Here is a 17,746-nt window from a genome sequence, read left to right as displayed (position 1 = left end):
GTTGCGCTAACGGAAGAGAGACGTTCTGCCCCTCTGAAAGGGCGGATTTCAGCGCCGCGAACGACGCTTTGGGCGTTCTTTCCAGAGTTTCAAATTCCACGTCCACCAGTCCAAACCTTTTCTCGTACCCGAAGGCCCATTCGTAATTGTCCAGCAGAGACCAGACAAAATAGCCTTTAACCGGAACACCTTGTGCCAAAGCGTCCAGCACGGCTGCAAGGTGTGTATCAAGATATTCGATACGGTCCTCATCCCGCACGCGCTCTGCGCTCGCCATTCCGTTTTCGGTGATATAGATTGGTAGCCCGCCCGTATAGTCCTTCTGTGCTCGAATAAGAAATCGGGTCAGGGCGGAAGGGTCAATTTCCCACCCCATCTGCGTTTTTGGCAGTGGTCCGGGAACATCGGTCAAACTGGGCCACGCGGTATCGCTCGGGGCAATCAACTTTCGGGTGTAGTAGTTCAACCCGCACCAATCGACCTGAGTCCCAATCGTTTCAAAATCGTCCTGCCAACCAGATGGCAAGTGTGGCTCAAGCCCATCCAACACCAGTTTGGGGTACTGTTTCTTGAAGACGCCACCAAGAAAGAACCGATTGTAAATCGCATCATACCGGTCCGCAGCAAGCCGCGCCTCGACGCTGTCATCGGCCGGGTCTGCCCATTCGAGGTTGAACACCGCGCCCAGATTGCTCATCCCAAGACTACGCATGGCCTGAATGGCGCGACCATGCGCCAGCAAAACGTGATGCATCGCGCGGGCCGTTGCGCGGATGTCGCGCAGGCCCGGGGCGTGATGACCTTCGAAATGGCTTAGCCAGCTGACACACCATGGCTCGTTGATCGGTGCGGCACTGTACATCCTGTCCCCGATGCGGCCCATGATGACCTCGGTGAAGTCTGCAAACCATCCTGCAATGTCGCGATTGCGCCACCCCCCCTGGTCCGCCAGGGCCGAGGGCAGCTCCCAATGATACAAGGTTACGCAGGGCCGTATTCCGCGTTCCAGCAACGCGTCGGCAAGTCGATCATAGTAATCCAAACCGGCCTGATTTACCTGCCCGCGACCTTCCGGCATCACCCGCGCCCAACTGGTTGAGAACCGATAGCAGTCAAACCCCGCCTCGCGCACCAGATCGAAATCCTGTTCGAACCGGTTCAAATGATCACAGGCGAGATCGCCATTTTCTCCACGAACCACGTTTCCAGGTGAGGCCGCAAACGTATCCCAGTGTGTTTGCCCGGCACCACCCTGTGCATGCCCTTCGATCTGATAAGCTGAGGTTGCGACCCCGAAAAGGAAGTCTTTTGGGAAGTCAGAGCGAGTGTATTTCATTCTTTGTTACGTCCTGTTGGGCACAGGGCCAGTTGAGCGTCCGACAACCAGTTCAGCCTCCAGCAATTTGGATTTGGCCGCATCATCGGGGAACTTGATCCGTTCAATTAACATCTCTGCCGCCATTTCCCCGGCGTGACGGACGGATGATCGGGTTGCAGTGAAAATAGGAACGTCTTGACCGTTCTTCAGATAAGACAAGTCGTCGTCATGCGCTATGACCGAAACATCGCGCCCCATCTTCAAGCCCGCTTCATCCAAGGCACGCCTTACTCCTATGGCGGAAATCATCGAGGACGCCAATATGGCGGTTGGCGGATTCTCAAGCTGCAACATACCTCGCGATTCGTGATGGCCATACACTTCCGTCATCTCTGCGCTGCGCATCAGTTCGGGATCGGCGGCAAGGCCAGCTTGCTTGAGCGCTTCCAGATACCCGGCGCGTCGGCGCTGTGCGAAATCCATATCTTCCAGGCCATTGATCAAGGCGATCCGGCGATGACCCAAATCAATCAAAAACCGCGTCGCCCGTAGAAACGAGCTTTTGTTGTTCACGTCGATCCAGTCGTAAGGCGTATCTACGCCAGTCGAACGCCCATGCACGATGAACGGCACGCCCATGCGTTTCAGAACAGCGATCCGAGGCTCATTTACTTTCGGCCCCTGCAGGACAACGCCATCGACCGCACCCCGCTGAAAAAGACTGCGATAGGCTTCTTCGATCGAAGTGTCGTCGGCGTTGGTAAACATCAAGTCGTAGCCATATTCCGCATATTTCCGCGCGGCACCGGCAACAAAGTCGCCAAAGATGGGGTTCACCATTTCATGCTGCGACGAACTGGGGATCACATGACCGATGACCATGGATCGCCCTGTCGCCAGCCCTTTCGCCCGGCTGTTGGGGCGATATCCATGTTTTTGCGCGGCGGCTTGCACACGTACACGCGTTCCTTCACTGACCTCCGGATATCCGTTCAGCGCGCGGCTCACCGTTGTTTGCGAAAGGCCCAGGATTTCCGAGAGCTGCTTCAGGTTCATTTTGCTATTCAAAGCGCCTTCAATTATCTGCAACATTTGTTGTGTGGCCAATTTGAGCGCCCGTCAACTTGTTTTACCGTTATAGCCAAATTTATTAATATTTTCAGCATAAGGCAGCAAATGATTGACAGAATGAAAGTGTTAGCGGATAACACGTCGCATCCAAAGCGCTTTGAAAGTGAGTCTTTAAGCGCGTGAAAATTCGGGAGGAGGATTAGATGAAACACTCGCTTTATGCAGGTGCGGCGATGTTCGCCCTGATGGCTGGGTCGGTTCAGGCGGAGGGTGAGTTGATCCACGCCGCAGGTGAAGGCAGCTTTGACTGGGACGGGTTCCAGGCCTTTGCCGATGCTAACGATCTGTCCGGGGAAAGCCTGACCATCTTTGGCCCCTGGCTAGCGGGTGAGGGCAAATCCTTTGAGAACCTTGTTGCGTATTTCGACGAAGCAACAGGCGCAAACTCCAGCTACGTAGGTTCAGATTCGCTTGAGCAACAAATCCTCATTGATGCAGCGGCGGGCTCGGCGCCGAACCTGACAGTGTTTCCACAGCCTGGTCTGGCGGCAAACCTTGCGAAGCAGGGGTACCTGACGCCACTTGCGGATGGGTCTGCTGACTGGATCAAAGATAACTTTGCTGCAGGTCAGTCCTGGGTCGATCTGGGCACGTTCGAGAATGATCAAGGCGCTGCCGAGTTCTATGGCTTTTTCTTCAACGTAAACGTCAAGTCTCTGGTTTGGTACATCCCCGAGAACTTTGAAGATTTTGGATACGAAGTACCGGAGACCATGGAAGAGTTCAAAGCTCTGATGGACCAGATGGTCGAAGATGGCGAAACCCCATTATGCGTTGGTCTGGCTTCAGGAGGCGCAACCGGTTGGCCTGCGACTGACTGGGTAGAAGACCTGATGCTGCGCACTCAGCCACCGGAAGTTTATGACCAGTGGGTGTCGAATGAGATGAAGTTTGACGATCCTCGGGTGATCGCCGCAATTGAGGAATATGGCAGCTTTACCCGCAACGACGACTATGTTGTCGGGGATGCAGACGACACTGCCGCGATTGACTTCCGCGACAGCCCCAAGGGTTTGTTCGACAGCCCCCCGGCCTGCATGATGCACCGCCAAGCGTCGTTTATTCCGGCGTACTTCCCTGAGGGCACCGAATTGGGCGTTGATGCTGATTTCTTCTATTTCCCGGCATATGCCGAAAAGGATCTGGGTACTCCGGTACTTGGGGCGGGAACGCTGTTTACAGTCACCAACCCAAACCCTGCCGCCGAAGCGTTCATGGAGTTCCTAAAGACACCCTTTGCGCATGAGATCATGATGTCGCAAGACGGCTTCCTGACACCGCATCTTGGTGCGAACCCCGAAAACTATTCCAACGACACCCAGCGCGGGCAGGGTGAAATCCTGACCAATGCCACCACCTTCCGCTTTGACGGGTCTGACCTGATGCCAGGTGCCGTTGGTGCCGGTACCTTCTGGACCGGGATGGTAGATTATTCATCGGGTGCAAAAGACGCAGCCACCGTGGCCGGCGAAATCCAGTCGTCCTGGGACGCAGCCAAGTGATCAACCGCTGGGGCGGTCTTAGGATCGCCCTGCTTGCCAAACGGATGAGCGCACCATGACACCGGCACTTCAAGGCCTGCTGACGATCGCCATCGGCGTGTCGGGTTGCGTGGGCTATTTCTACCTCTCCAACCAGTTTCTAGACAAAGTCCTGTTCCCGCCGCACGGGCCGAATGCGGGGCGCAACATCAACCGGGCCAACATGATCCGGCCATGGCTGTTTCTGTTCCCTGCGCTTGCTGCGCTGGGGCTGTATCTGGCCTATCCGGTTGTTGAAACACTGCGCCTGTCAATCACGGAGCGTGTGCCCGGCGGCGGGTACAAATGGGTGGGTCTGGACAATTACTCACAGATGGCGGCTGAGCCCAAATTTTGGGAGGCCATGCGCAACAACATGTTTTGGCTGATCGTCGTACCAGCCATGTCCACAGCCTTTGGTCTGCTTGTTGCGCAACTGACTGACCGGATCCGCTGGGGCAACTTCGCCAAATCTCTGATCTTCATGCCGATGGCGATTTCTTTTGTGGGCGCGTCGGTGATCTGGAAACTGGTTTATGATGCGCGTCCTGCAGAACAAGACCAGATTGGCATCCTAAACGCGCTCTTTATCTTTTTCGGTGGGGCCGAACCGCAAACCTGGCTGACGGTCCCGTTCTGGAACAGCTTTTTCCTGATGATCGTTTTGGTCTGGATTCAGACCGGTTTTGCCATGGTCATCCTGTCGGCTGCTCTGCGCGGTATCCCCGAAGAAACCATCGAAGCAGCCATTCTGGACGGCGCGAATCCGTTCCAGATTTTCTTCAAGATCAAGGTGCCCCAAATCAAAACAACAATCCTTGTTGTTTGGACGACAATCACAATCACCGTGCTCAAGGTCTTTGACATCGTTTTTGCCATGACCAACGGCCAGTGGGAGACACAGGTGCTGGCCAACTACATGTACGACAAGCTGTTTCGGGCAAATGACTGGGGCGTCGGATCAGCCTCGGCCATGGTGATTATGCTGCTGGTTGCTCCGATCCTGGTGTGGAATGTGCGCAACGCCCGCAAGGAGATGGAGTAAGCCATGAGCGATATTGCTGGAACCAAACCCGCGCTCAGATGGGTTGTGCACCTTTCGGTCATCTTTCTTGTGGTGTTGTGGGTCATTCCAACTTTGGGTCTGTTGGTCTCGTCCTTTCGGACAGCCGACCAAATCTCATCAAGCGGGTGGTGGCGATCGCTGTTTCCATCCGAGCAGAATCTGACCCTTCGCAGCGCCGCGCCTGAAACACAGGCGTTGGAAAACGGGTTGTATGTCATTGAGGGCGCGCTGTTCAGCGCGGATGAGCAAGCCACAATTTCGAGATGGGGTATCAGCTCGCGTGATGTGGATGCCTTTGAGCCCGGTCAAACGGTCGAGCTACGCCGAGGCGGCACCATCACCGTCGATGCCGTTGGATACTATCGGATGGAAAACACCGAAGAGTTCACCGGAAACCGCGGCGCGCGTATCTTTGTGACGGCCGAGTTGCCGCCTGAGTTCACCTTGGACAATTACCAGAAAGTTCTTCTGGATCAGAGTAGTACGGACAGTATGGCCAAGGCGTTCTTCAATACGCTGACCGTGACGATCCCGGCAACAATCATCCCGATTCTGGTTGCCGCCTTTGCGGCCTATGCGCTGGCCTGGATGGATTTTCCCGGTCGGGCGCTGTTGATCGCGGCGGTTGTTGGGCTGTTGGTTGTTCCGCTTCAATTGGCCCTGATACCCTTGCTGAAATTCCACCTGAATATCGGCATCGGCAAGGGTTATCTGGGCGTCTGGCTGGCACATACCGGGTTCGGGATGCCCCTGGCGATTTATCTGCTTCGCAACTACATGGCCGGATTACCGCGTGACCTGATCGAAAACGCACGCGTCGACGGCGCCACCGAGTTCCAGATCTTTACCAAGCTGATCCTGCCGCTCAGCTTCCCGGCGCTGGCGTCTTTCGCGATCTTCCAGTTCCTTTGGACATGGAACGACCTGCTGGTTGCGAAGGTCTTCCTGATCGATGCGACCGGCCAGACAACTGTGATGACCAACCGCATCGTCGAGCTTTTGGGGACGCGTGGCGGCAACTGGGAAATTCTTGCGACCGCCGCCTTTGTCTCAATCTTTGTGCCGCTGGTCGTTTTTTTCGCAATGCAAAAATACCTGGTCCGGGGCCTTCTGGCCGGATCTGTTAAATAGAGGCGTCTGATGAACGTGCAGAACAACCTTGAACACAGCAAAGCAACAAGACTGTCTTCGGATTGGTGGCGAGGAGGGGTGATCTATCAGATCTACCCGCGGAGTTTTCAGGACAGCAACGGCGATGGGGTCGGTGACTTGAAAGGCATCACCGCGCGACTGGACTATATCGCGTCGTTGGGTGTTGATGCGATCTGGATCTCACCGTTTTTCAAGTCACCAATGAAAGACTTTGGATACGATGTCAGCGATTATCGCGATGTCGATCCCATGTTCGGAACGCTGGAGGACTTCAAAGAGCTTCTGGATCAGGCGCATGCCAAAGGACTGAAAATCATGATCGATCTGGTTCTGTCGCACACGTCGGACCAGCACCCTTGGTTCAGCGAAAGCCGCAGCAGCCGTGAGAACCCGAAATCCGACTGGTATGTGTGGGCTGACCCCAAGCCGGATGGCACACCACCAAACAACTGGCTGTCGATCTTTGGCGGCTCGGCGTGGCAATGGGACTCTCGTCGCCTGCAGTACTATCTGCATAACTTCCTGACATCGCAACCGGATTTGAATTTCCATTGCCCGGATGTTCAGGATGCTTTGCTGGACGTCGCACGGTTCTGGCTGGATCTGGGCGTAGATGGCTTTCGGTTGGACACAATCAATTTTTACTTCCATGACAAGGAATTGCGCGACAACCCAGCCCTGCCAATGGATCAGCGCAACGCGACGATCGCACCAGCAGTCAACCCGTACAACCATCAGGACCACCTGTATTCGAAAAGCCAACCCGAGAATATTGAATTCCTTGAACGGCTGAGGGCGCTTACGGACGAATACGAAGGCCGTGCGTGTCTGGGCGAGGTCGGCGATGCGCAGCGTGGGCTCGAGATCATGGGTGAATACACCTCGGGCGATCAGCGGATGCACATGTGCTATGCGTTTGAGTTCCTCGAGAAACGCGCGTTGACTGCCAGTTACACCAAACATGTCTTTGACCAATTGCAGGCCAAGGCAGGTGATGCATGGCCCTGTTGGGCATTTTCAAACCATGACGTGCAACGCCATGCCTCTCGCTGGAACTTAGATGACGCCGCAGCCCGACAGCATGCGGTTCTCATGATGTGCCTACGCGGCTCGGCTTGCCTGTATCAAGGCGAAGAATTGGGCCTGCATGAAGCAGATGTGCCGTTTGAGAAGCTTCGAGACCCCTATGGCATCGAATTCTGGCCCGAATTCAAAGGCCGCGACGGTTGCCGTACGCCAATGGTTTGGCAAGCGCAGCATGAACAATCAGGCTTCAGCACCGCAGAACCCTGGCTACCGGTCAGCGTCCAACAGGCTGAACACGCGGTCGATCGGGCCGAGGTGGACCCGCAATCGATGCTGAACCACTATCGTCGCGCCATCGCGCTGCGTCATGCGCACCCGGCTCTGGCATCTGGACGTCTTTCTGAGATGAACGAAATAGGCTCAGTTTTGACTTTCATTCGTGAAGACAGCTCCGAGCAAATTTTCTGTGCGTTCAATCTCGGATCAGATCAAACCGAGATCAAAGTGCCTGACGGCAATTGGCAGACAATTGGTCAGGAACTGGGTGCCATTGACGGTGCAAATTCAATCACTCTGACGGCTTCGCAGTTCTGCCTGATGGCTCGGGAAAAGGGGTAAGGCATGTCTGAACTCAACCTTACAGGTGTCGCCAAGTCTTATGGCCCTGTTGACGTTCTGAAGAACATCAATCTCGACATTGAGCAGGGCGAACTGGTCGTTTTTGTTGGTCCTTCCGGATGTGGCAAATCCACCTTGCTGCGGATGATAGCCGGTTTGGAAAAGATCACAGGCGGGACGCTGGAGATCGAAGGGCAGGTCATGAACGATGTTCCGCCCGCACAACGCGGCATCGCGATGGTGTTTCAAAGCTACGCCCTGTACCCCCATATGACAGTGCGCGAAAACATGGCGTTTGCCCTGAAAATTGCCAAGATGCCTGCGGGTGAAATAGATGCTGCGGTAGATCGAGCCGCCCAAATTCTGCAACTCGAACCCTTTCTTGACCGTTTACCCAAAGCTCTGTCCGGCGGTCAGCGCCAGCGGGTCGCCATCGGGCGGGCCATTGTGCGCGATCCAAAGGTGTATCTGTTTGATGAACCCTTGTCGAACCTTGACGCAGCCCTTCGGGTGGCAACACGGATCGAAATTGCGCGCCTGAAAGAGGCCATGCCCGACAGTACCATGATCTACGTGACCCATGACCAGGTCGAAGCGATGACATTGGCCAGCCGGATTGTGGTTTTGGCCAACAAGGGTATTGCGCAGGTGGGCACGCCGCTTGAACTGTATGAGACGCCCGATAACGAGTTTGTGGCCCAATTCATTGGCTCGCCGTCAATGAACCTATTACCCGGAACGATCACCGAAACGGGGGCGACAACGACTGTGGAGCTTGCGTCTGGCGGCACCGCCGTTTCCGCGATCCCAACCGAGGACAGCGATCTGGGCAAGCAGGTCAATATCGGTGTACGCCCCGAAGATTTTGTCGTGACTGACGATACCGCGATCATGACCGGAAAGGTGGATTTCACCGAGGCTTTGGGCGAGGTCACACTGTTGTACTTCGAAAAGACCACGGACGCTGAAGCGCCGATTGCCAAACTGCCAGGAGTTCAACGGAACATGCGCGGACAGACCGTTTCCGTGACCGCAGCCCCTGAAAAAGTACACTTGTTCCACAACAGCGTATCGATGCGAAAGTGAGAACGGCGGCTGATCAATGCGAAGCTTGACAACTCAACAGGTCGTATTCCACCATAATTGAAACGTTTCAATGGTGGGGAATGAGAGTTTCAGCCCAGCTTTATACAGTGCGGCAATGCGGTGATCTGACAGATCAGCTGCGTCTGGTTGCAGATTGCGGTTTTGAGGATATCGAAACCACGGGGCTGCATGAACTGAACCCGCAGCAGATGGCGGGTACCATTCATCAATCAGGTCTTAACGTTCGGTCTGCACATTTTGACTGGGAAGAGTTCGACACGCGTTTCGATGACATTGTCGAGGTCATGGACCTTTTGGAATGCCAGGTGGCCGTCATGCCTTGGCTGGCGCCCCAGACGCGGCCCGACACTGCCCGGGGATGGATGGCAGTGTCGGGTCAGTTGTCAGAATGGGCTGATCGACTAAGCGAGCACGGCATCCGTCTGGCCTATCACAATCACGACTTTGATCTGGTGGGGGCAAAGGGTGAAACGCCCCTGGATCAAGTCCTTTCGCAAGGGAATATCTACTGGCAGCCAGATATAGGTTGGTTGCAAGTTGCTGGCCTAGATGCCGCCGCAATGATCAAACGTCATGCGGACCGAATCCTGTCTATTCATGCAAAGGATGCGGATCCAGACTGTGGCACAGGTGACGAGCGTTGGCGCGATCTGGGGGAGGGCGTCGTGGATTGGGACGCTGTATTGAAGGCACTCGCAGACAGCAATTGTTCCGATTTGTTTGTCGAACATGACGAAACCTTAGATCACAGACGTACATTGAACACGGGACGGGGGTTCCTGACCGAACGTCTGATCGGGATTACCTGATGGCGCGGGCGACAATAAAATCAATTGCAAAGAAGACTGGCTATTCTGTCGGAACGGTTTCGAACGCCTTACGGGATGCGCCCTCGGTGAAACAAGAAACGCGGGATGAAATCCACAAGGCAGCGACCGCTCTGGGCTATCGGGTAAACCTTGATGGACTTAAGTTGCGGACCAATAAATCCTATCGGATTGCTGTTCTGGTCAGCGTTTCGGAAGATGCCGCTGAGGAATGGGAAGGCGTTGAATTCACACGGATTCTGGCTGGGATTTCCAAAGCGGTTCAGGGATCGCGCTATCAATTGAGTGTTTTCAGCACAAGCGGCGACGATACTGAACTGAAGACTCTGCGTTCGATCGTGCAAGAAGGGCTGGCCGATGGTGTGATTTTCTCGGGCACGCGAGTGAACGACCCGCGGATAGCGTATCTTCAGGCTGAGGCATTTCCCTTTGTCACTTACGGCATGAGTAGCAGCGACCTGCCGCATGCATATGTTGATCTCGACAGTGAGACTGCGGCGTTTGAAGCGACGGCCAGATTGATTGGCCTTGGCCATCGCCGGATCGCGTTGATTAACCCTCCGGATGACCTGGTCTATGCCTTGCAACGACGCCGGGGCTATGCCGATGCTCTGTCAGAGGGTGCGCTTGGCTTTGACCCTACGCTGATTGCGACCGGTCCAACAACAGCAGAGACCGGCCAAACGGCTTTTGCGGCACTCATGCAGTTACCCAAACCGCCAAGCGCCATCATTTGCGCCAACGAGGCGATGACCCTTGGGGCCTTGTCGGCGGCAGCAAAACAAGGGGTGAGGGTGGGGCAGGATGTTGTGGTCATTTCAAACGATGATCTGAAACTCAGCCAGTATTTCGTACCCCCGCCCAGCACCTATTATCTGCCCATTGGCGAGACCAGCCGCCTCTTGGGCGAGTTTATGCTGCAAGTCTTGGCCGGAGCCAACCCATCAGAGATTCAAAAAAAGATCAGGGCCCAATTGATCGAGCGGCAACCTGACACGCCACCGCCGGAACCGGCGATTTGACTTAGTCCAACAAAGGAGAAACCAAACATGTTCAAACATTTACTTGCAGCGGCGGCGCTTTCTGCGATGACAGCGCCTGCCGCCTTTGCCGCCGATCTGGAAGGCCGTGTGCTCAAGATCGGGACGGACGCGACATATCCACCGATGGAAACCGTGGATGAAACAACTGGCGAGATTGTCGGTTTTGACGTCGACGTCATGAATGCCATTTGCGAGCGCGTGAATTGCGTTCCGAATTTCGTCAACACGGCTTGGGACGGGATCTTCGCGGCACTTCAGCAGGGTGAGTTCGATCTGGTGATCTCGGGCGTTTCGATCACACCGGAACGGGAAGAGACCATGGATTTCTCCGAACCTTACATCGTTGTCAGCCAGGCCATTCTTCTTCAGGTCGACAATGCGGATATGACGCTGGAAGATTTCAAGGCAGGAGGCCAGAAGCTTGCGGCACAGACCGGTACGACCAACGCGCAACTCGCGGAAGAGTTGGTGGGCCGCGAGAATGTGAGTCTGTATGACAATTTTTCGGCCGCCATTCTGGCGCTTCAAAACGCCGACGTACAGGGGGTCATCATCGACGGCACCTCGGCGTCGGCCTATGAGCAGGAGTTTGCAGGCGAGTTGACCGTTGGGATCACTGGCCTGCAATCCGACCCGCTGGGCATCGTCTTTCAGGAAGGCGACCCAACCGTTGATGCCATCAACACGGGACTGGCCGCGATTCAGGACGACGGCACCTTGGACAAGCTGAAAGCCAAATACTGGGGAACAAACTGAACTCTGAATACCTTACGGCCCCGGCGGAATTTTTCGCCGGGGTTTTGACCTAGCGGAGAACCCCATGTCGCGTCTCAGCTCGATCCGCCCGAGCAACCTTGTGTTGCTCGCAGCAGCGCCATTCATCATTTACCTGTTTGCTTCCTCGTCCAAATATTTGCGATCTCTGGTCGCGATCCTAGGGATCGGCAACAACGCGGGGCCGATTTTTGTTGGGTTCTTGCTGATCCTGACCGCGGCGATCCTGGGCTATCTCTGCGCCCGCCATTCCCGGTTCCATTCGCAAGCCCCGGCCTGGTTGCGCGTGGCGGCATTGGCTGCATTTCCTGCGGCGGTTGGCCTGTCGATGCTTGCCTTTGTCGCACCTCAGATCCTGATGCCATTCGCCGAGTCGGTCTTCTTTCATGCGCTGAGTGAAAACACATCGGCACTTATCGACCGAACCAACCAGACCTGGGTGCTTTTCCCTGTGGTTGTGGCGCAAGTGCAGACTGGTTTGCAGGTCTTGCTGGCAATCTATGCGGTGATCATCGCGCTGTGCGTGTTATCCACCCGTCTGAACAACCCGTTGCGCGGCTATTCTCAACTTGGGTTTGAAATCCTGACCGGGGCCACCTTGTTCTATTTGATGTTCATGGCGCATTGGCAGTTTGCAACTGGCGTTGCCATTACATTCCGCGCGGCGATCTTTGCCTATATTTTTGCAGCGATCCTGGGGCTGATCTGGGTGGGGCTGCAATCGTTCAAACCCAAAGCGCGTACTACGATGGTTTACGGCGCAATCAGCTTGGCTCTGCTAGGAGTTTCCTCGTTTTTCTTCATGCAACCACAAGTGAATTACGTCCTTGTCGGGAGCACCGAAGCCCGCATTGCGATTGTGCGCGGCACACCACAGGCACAGGCCGATATCATCCGGTTTGGTGAATTCGAAGGCGGTGGAGAGCAGCAATACCGCATCCGCAGTGCAACAGACGCCGCAGCGGCCCTGGAGCAAATCGAAACCGTTGAAAGTGTCTCTGGCGCGTTTGTCCCCGTTCAGGCACACACGCAGGGCTATCCGGTGCTTTGGCAAACCAGCTTTTTGCCCGACAAGTACCGCAACCCGGCGCTGGCTTTTGCTGTCTTTGGCTTTTTGTTATTGACGCTGACCATTGGTGGCGCACAGCACAAACTCCACCCGCTAGCCGTTGGCGCAGAGTTCTTTGTGGATACGATCCGGGGCATCCCGATGCTGGTGATCATCCTTTACATCGGCCTGCCTCTGGCGGGTGCAGTCAAGGATGCCACAGGCGGCGGCATCGACATGACCAATATGACCCGCGGCATCATCGCCATTTCGGTCGGCTATTCAGCCTATATGGCCGAGATCTTTCGATCCGGGATCGAGGCCATACCCAAAGGGCAGTTGGAGGCAGGCAGCTCCTTGGGCTTGTCTCGATGGCAGACTGCTCGGCTCATCGTCTTACCGCAGGCATTGCGGATCGTGACCCCACCCTTGGGCAACGAATTCATAGCAATGATCAAGGACACCTCGCTGCTGTCGATCCTGTCTGTTCGTGACATGACCCAAAGGATGCGAGAGTTTCAGGCGGCAAGTTTCCTGCCTTTCGCCCCCTTCAATACGGCAGCAATTCTTTACGTCGTGATCACATTGGGTTGCGCCAGCTTCCTGAAATGGATCGAACGTCGTACCGCAAAGGATAGCAGATGAGCAAGCTTGAGCTGGGGGTTTGCTACTACCCTGAACAATGGGATCGGTCGCAATGGCAAGAGGATGCCAAGCGTATGGTCGAGATGGGGTTGGATTGGGTGCGTATTGCCGAATTCACCTGGGGCCTGATCGAACCTGCACGCGGGCAATTTCGCTGGGGTTGGCTGGACGAGGTCATTGGAATTCTGGGTCAGGCCGGGCTGAAGGTCATGATGTCGACCCCAACGGCGGCCCCGCCAAAATGGCTGATCGACGCGCATCCTGAAATCCTACCCGTCGGACCGGACGGACGAGTCAGGGGATACGGATCGCGTCGGCATTATTGCTTTTCCTCCGAGATTTATCTGGCCGAGGCAAAACGGATCGCAACCGAATACGCCAGCAGATATGGAAAGAACCCTCATGTCCACGCCTGGCAGATCGACAACGAATACAACGACCACGACACGGTACTCAGCTATTCAATGGCTGCGCGCAGCGGGTTTCAACGCTGGCTTCAGAAGCGATACGAAACAATCGACGCCCTAAACCAAACATGGGGAACCGTGTTCTGGGGATCGCTCTATTCCGGATTTGACCAGATTGAGCTGCCCAACGGTCTGGTCGCAGCCCCGAATCCAACACATGCATTGGATTTCATGCGTTATTCTTCGGACAGGGTACGTCTGTTCAACAAAGCACAGGTCGACATTCTGCGGGAACATTCTCCGGGCCGAGACATCACCCACAACTTTATGGCAGGCAGTTTCGAGTTTGACCATCACGCCGTTGCGGCCGATTTGGATGTGGTTGGCTTTGACAGTTACCCGCTGGGCAACCTGATGGGTTCGACCCTCTCCGACGATGAAAAGCGTCGCTATCTGCGGACAGGTGCGCCGGATTATCAAGGCTTTCACTGCGATTTATACCGCAGTCAGGGACGTGGGCGTATGTGGGTTTTGGAACAACAGCCGGGTCCGGTGGACTGGGCGGCTAAAAACCCTTCTCCAGCGGAGGGCATGGTACGGCTTTGGACCTGGGCAGCTTATGCGCATGGTGCGCAAGCAGTTATGTTCTTTCGTTGGCGACAAGCAAAATTCGCGCAGGAACAATATCATACGGCGTTGCTGCGCTCGGATAACAGCCCAGATCAAGCGGCGGTTGAATTGGCACAGATCGTAAAGGATCGCGAAACTCTACCATCTGCGACGCGTTCAAAGGCCAATGTGGCGATACTTTTGGATTACAGCTCAATCTGGGCTGCGGATATCCTGCCGCATGATGACGAGTTCCCAAACAGTCACATTATCCGTGAATGGTATGCCAGCCTTCGTCAATTAGGGGCAGACGTCGATTTCCTAGGCCCTGAAGATGATCTGGACGGCTATGCACTGATCCTATTGCCGCAGAGCATGATCGTCAGCGCAGACCTTGCTGCCAAGCTTTCAGATTCGGACGCGAAACTCGTGATTGGAGCCAGGTCAGGCAGCAAAACACCCCAGATGCACACACCTGCGAACCTTGCCCCTGGCACATTAACAGAGTTGACCGGCGTTCATGTCACACGCGTCGAGTCACTTCCCCTCCTGGCACAAGAACATGTGCAACTGATCAACGGCCCTCGGCACGCTTTCGTAGGTTGGCGCGAGATCGTCGAGACCAACGAAAGTGTCTTAGCGCGCTTTGAAAGCGCCTATTGCGACGGAAGCCCTGCGGTCGTGCAGTCAAACCGGGCAATATATATGGCGATGCTTCCACGTGGTGCGCTTTTGCAATCCATTTTACATCAGGCTTTGGAGTGGGCTGGCCTGAGCACACTGAACTGTGATCCCGATATTCGCATTGCCCGGCGCGGTACGTTGCATTTCGCGTTTAACTTTGGTGACACTCCCAAACCCTTGCCAGCCGGTGATCATCGTAGATTGTTGATAGGAACCGACCCGGTGGATGTCCGGGACATGACCGTTTGGCAAGAAGATGTACCCCTTAAAAAATCAATCTGAACGCGTTCCATCAGGAGGCTGGGCTAATGAATTTTCAAAACTGTCACTTTTTCACTGCCGAATTGACACAGAAAGTCCTATAAACAAAAAATAAAAACAAACAGTTCATCAATGGGAGAAAACACATGGCTGACAAATTGACTCTTTCCAGACGCAAGGTGCTAAAGGGCGCGGGTGCAGCTGCTTTGGCAGCGCCGCTTTACAGCAAAAGCGCGCTGGCGTCGTCGGGCGAGATTAATATTCTGATGTGGTCGGATTATCTTCCGCCCAGCTTCATCGAAGAGTTTGAGACTCTGACCGGCATCAAGGTGAACTACACCGGCATCGGTTCGAACGAAGAAATCATCAACAAGATGAAGGCCACCAAAGGTCAGGGCTTTGACATTGTCTCGCCCACCAACAACCGGTCGTTGCAATGGGAGCCGCTGGAGCTTCTTCAGCCCTTTGATATGAACAAGGTTCCGATTGACTTGGTGAACCCAGCCATGGCCAAGATCGGCACAGACGCTTGGAACTTTGGTGGATCAGGGGCGCATTGGCTGCCGCATATCTGGGGCACCGAAGGCATTGCCTACCGCACCGACCTGTGGCTGCCGGAAGGTGACGCACCGTCTTATGGCGACGTTTGGTCCGAAGAAAACGCCGGAAAAACTATGGGCCGTGCGCATTCGATGATGTTGGGCGCGGGTCTTTACATGGAGCGTTCGGGCGAGATGGAGCCGGGCTCGGTCTGGGCGGCGTATGGTGACGAAGAAACCATGCGCAAGGTTTGGGGCCAGATCACCGACTGGTGCGTTGCGCGCAAAGATCGCATCAAGCTGATCTGGAATGACGCTGACACACAGAAAAATGGTCTGTTGAACGAAGGCGTGATTGTCGGTCAAACTTGGGATGGCCCGCCGCTGGCGTTGAAGTCTGCAGGTGAACCAGTGCACTACCAAGCGCCGGTCGAAGGCGCGATGGCCTGGGTTGACGGCATGTCAATTCCAACAGGTGCCGCGAATATCGACCAGATCTATGCGTTCATTGATTTCGCCTATCAGGCCAAGCCTGCCGGTGTTGCCATCGACAGCCACGGTTACAACTCGCCGGTTCTTGGAGCTGATCAATATTCGGGCGACACTTACAAAAAGAACTTCGCCGAAGCCTATCCGGGCGACTCGTTGGCCAACCTTAACCCGTGGCCGGCCGAAGCACCTTGGTATGCAGAAACACGGACCGAGTTCGTCAACAAATTCAAGAGCGCTTAAACGCATTGAAAACATGCCCTCCGCCTTGCGCGGGGGGCTACACTCTGTGCGCCGTCCCGGCGTAACGGACAGTAATGTGGTGTGAAGACAATGTGCACCCCAGGGAGATACCAAAAATGAGTGCAGGGGTCGGCGTCGATCTTGAAAAGCTGTGGATCCGTTTCGGTGACTTCGTTGCCGTGCGGGACGCGAATGTGAACATCAACGGGGGCGATTTCTTTTCGTTCCTCGGGCCGTCTGGCTGTGGAAAAACAACGATCCTGCGCGCCGTTTCAGGTTTCCTGGAGCCAAGCGAGGGCAAGGTATTGATTGGCGGCAATGACATGCGCGGCATCGGACCAAACAAGCGGCCCACGGCGCTGATTTTCCAGAACCTGGCGTTGTTTCCGTTGATGAAAGTTTGGGAAAACATCACCTTCTCGATGGAGATTAAAGGGGCCAGCGCCGCTGAACGCCGCAAGCGTGCAGATGAGCTTCTGGACATGATCGCTTTGCCCGGGCAGGGCGACAAACTGCCCAGCGAACTGTCAGGCGGGCAACGTCAGCGTGTGGCCATCGCCCGCGCGCTTTGCGCAGAGCCGGATGTGTTACTGCTGGACGAGCCTCTGTCAGCGCTGGATCTGAAACTGCGCCAACACATGCGCACAGAGCTGCGCGAAATCCAGCAGCGCGTGGGTATCACCTTTATCTACATCACTCACGATCAAGGTGAGGCGCTGACCATGTCCGACAACATCGCCGTTATGCGCGCGGGTGTGATTGATCAGATTGCCGACGGCAAGACCATCTACAACGATCCCAACACGGCGTTTGCGGCTTCATTCGTCGGCGAAAACAATGTGTTCCGGGGTAAAGTTAAACAAGTCATGGGCAATGAGGCTCTGATCGCGACTAACCGCTCAGGCGATCTGGTAGCGAGGATTTCGACGGCCAATCAAGGCAAGATGAAAGAAGGCGACGATGCCATGATGTTCGTGCGCCCCGAGGCATTTGCCATCGCCCCCGATGGCGCGTCGGGCGACCATTTCGTCACCGCGCGTGTCAACCACGAAGAGTTCGAGGGCAACGTCTTTAACATCTTCACCGAAGGCGAGGGCGGAAAAGAGATCAAAGTATCGATCCCCAACCACGGGCAATCCTTCGAAGATCACACCGGACAGAACATCACGTTGGAATATGAGACGCACAACGCCGTCGTCGTTCCTGCGGGTGAACTGGCCGCGGAATAAGGGGAACAGT

Annotated in this window: 13 protein-coding genes and 1 pseudogene; 12 read left to right on the top strand and 2 right to left on the bottom strand. The window is 55.3% G+C overall.

The genetic code is table 11. The annotated features are described in order from the left end of the window. Window positions 1-34 precede the first annotated feature (34 nt). Window positions 35-1,336, bottom strand: a pseudogene (locus tag GS632_RS22085) (GH1 family beta-glucosidase); the annotation flags it as partial. A gap of 6 nt (window positions 1,337-1,342) precedes the next feature. Then, window positions 1,343-2,374, bottom strand: a complete 1,032-nt coding sequence (locus tag GS632_RS07485) for a LacI family DNA-binding transcriptional regulator (RefSeq protein WP_171176947.1) — start codon at window positions 2,372-2,374, stop codon at window positions 1,343-1,345. Window positions 2,375-2,592: 218 nt separating this feature from the next. Between GS632_RS07485 and GS632_RS07480 the strand changes: the two genes are divergently transcribed. The 12 genes from GS632_RS07480 to GS632_RS07425 all read left to right on the top strand — a co-directional run bounded on the left by GS632_RS07480 (window position 2,593) and on the right by GS632_RS07425 (window position 17,736). After that, the gene (locus tag GS632_RS07480; protein ID WP_171176949.1) at window positions 2,593-3,951 is read left to right on the top strand and encodes an ABC transporter substrate-binding protein; all 1,359 of its coding nucleotides are present in this window, start codon (window positions 2,593-2,595) and stop codon (window positions 3,949-3,951) included. Window positions 3,952-4,006: 55 nt separating this feature from the next. Further along, window positions 4,007-5,014: a carbohydrate ABC transporter permease gene (locus GS632_RS07475; RefSeq protein ID WP_171721325.1), complete on the top strand. Its 1,008-nt coding sequence runs from the start codon at window positions 4,007-4,009 to the stop codon at window positions 5,012-5,014. A 3-nt stretch (window positions 5,015-5,017) separates the two neighbouring features. Beyond that, a complete protein-coding gene (locus GS632_RS07470) occupies window positions 5,018-6,166 on the top strand; it encodes a carbohydrate ABC transporter permease (RefSeq protein ID WP_171721326.1) in 1,149 nt (382 codons plus the stop codon). A gap of 9 nt (window positions 6,167-6,175) precedes the next feature. After that, window positions 6,176-7,831, top strand: a complete 1,656-nt coding sequence (locus tag GS632_RS07465) for an alpha-glucosidase (RefSeq protein ID WP_171721327.1) — start codon at window positions 6,176-6,178, stop codon at window positions 7,829-7,831. Between the two features lie 3 nt (window positions 7,832-7,834). Further along, entirely contained in the window at window positions 7,835-8,917 is a 1,083-nt protein-coding gene (locus GS632_RS07460; RefSeq protein WP_171176957.1) for an ABC transporter ATP-binding protein, read from the top strand. An 80-nt stretch (window positions 8,918-8,997) separates the two neighbouring features. Further along, the gene (locus GS632_RS07455) at window positions 8,998-9,747 is read left to right on the top strand and encodes a sugar phosphate isomerase/epimerase (protein ID WP_171176959.1); all 750 of its coding nucleotides are present in this window, start codon (window positions 8,998-9,000) and stop codon (window positions 9,745-9,747) included. Beyond that, window positions 9,747-10,787, top strand: coding sequence for a LacI family DNA-binding transcriptional regulator (locus GS632_RS07450; protein WP_171176961.1), 1,041 nt, complete (start codon window positions 9,747-9,749; stop codon window positions 10,785-10,787). The genes GS632_RS07455 and GS632_RS07450 overlap by 1 nt, the downstream gene beginning before the upstream one ends. 27 nt (window positions 10,788-10,814) lie before the next feature. Next, on the top strand, window positions 10,815-11,564 hold the full coding sequence (locus GS632_RS07445) for a basic amino acid ABC transporter substrate-binding protein (RefSeq protein WP_171176963.1): 750 nt from the start codon (window positions 10,815-10,817) through the stop codon (window positions 11,562-11,564). Window positions 11,565-11,628: 64 nt separating this feature from the next. Then, window positions 11,629-13,275 (top strand): amino acid ABC transporter permease, encoded by a 1,647-nt coding sequence (locus GS632_RS07440; protein ID WP_171176965.1) that lies wholly within the window; start codon window positions 11,629-11,631, stop codon window positions 13,273-13,275. Further along, on the top strand, window positions 13,272-15,257 hold the full coding sequence (locus GS632_RS07435) for a beta-galactosidase (RefSeq protein ID WP_171176967.1): 1,986 nt from the start codon (window positions 13,272-13,274) through the stop codon (window positions 15,255-15,257). Before GS632_RS07440 ends, GS632_RS07435 begins: the two co-directional genes overlap by 4 nt. Window positions 15,258-15,382: 125 nt before the next feature. Then, on the top strand, window positions 15,383-16,507 hold the full coding sequence (locus GS632_RS07430) for an extracellular solute-binding protein (protein ID WP_171176969.1): 1,125 nt from the start codon (window positions 15,383-15,385) through the stop codon (window positions 16,505-16,507). Window positions 16,508-16,623: 116 nt separating this feature from the next. Further along, window positions 16,624-17,736 carry an ABC transporter ATP-binding protein gene (locus GS632_RS07425; protein ID WP_171176972.1) on the top strand — a complete coding sequence of 371 codons (1,113 nt, stop codon included), beginning with the start codon at window positions 16,624-16,626 and terminating at the stop codon, window positions 17,734-17,736. The last annotated feature ends 10 nt before the right edge of the window (window positions 17,737-17,746 follow it).

This window comes from Ruegeria sp. HKCCD7296 (assembly GCF_013110775.1).
Classification (GTDB): domain Bacteria; phylum Pseudomonadota; class Alphaproteobacteria; order Rhodobacterales; family Rhodobacteraceae; genus Ruegeria.
Note: the sequence above shows the minus strand (reverse complement) of the source record. Positions and strands in the feature narration are given on the sequence as shown.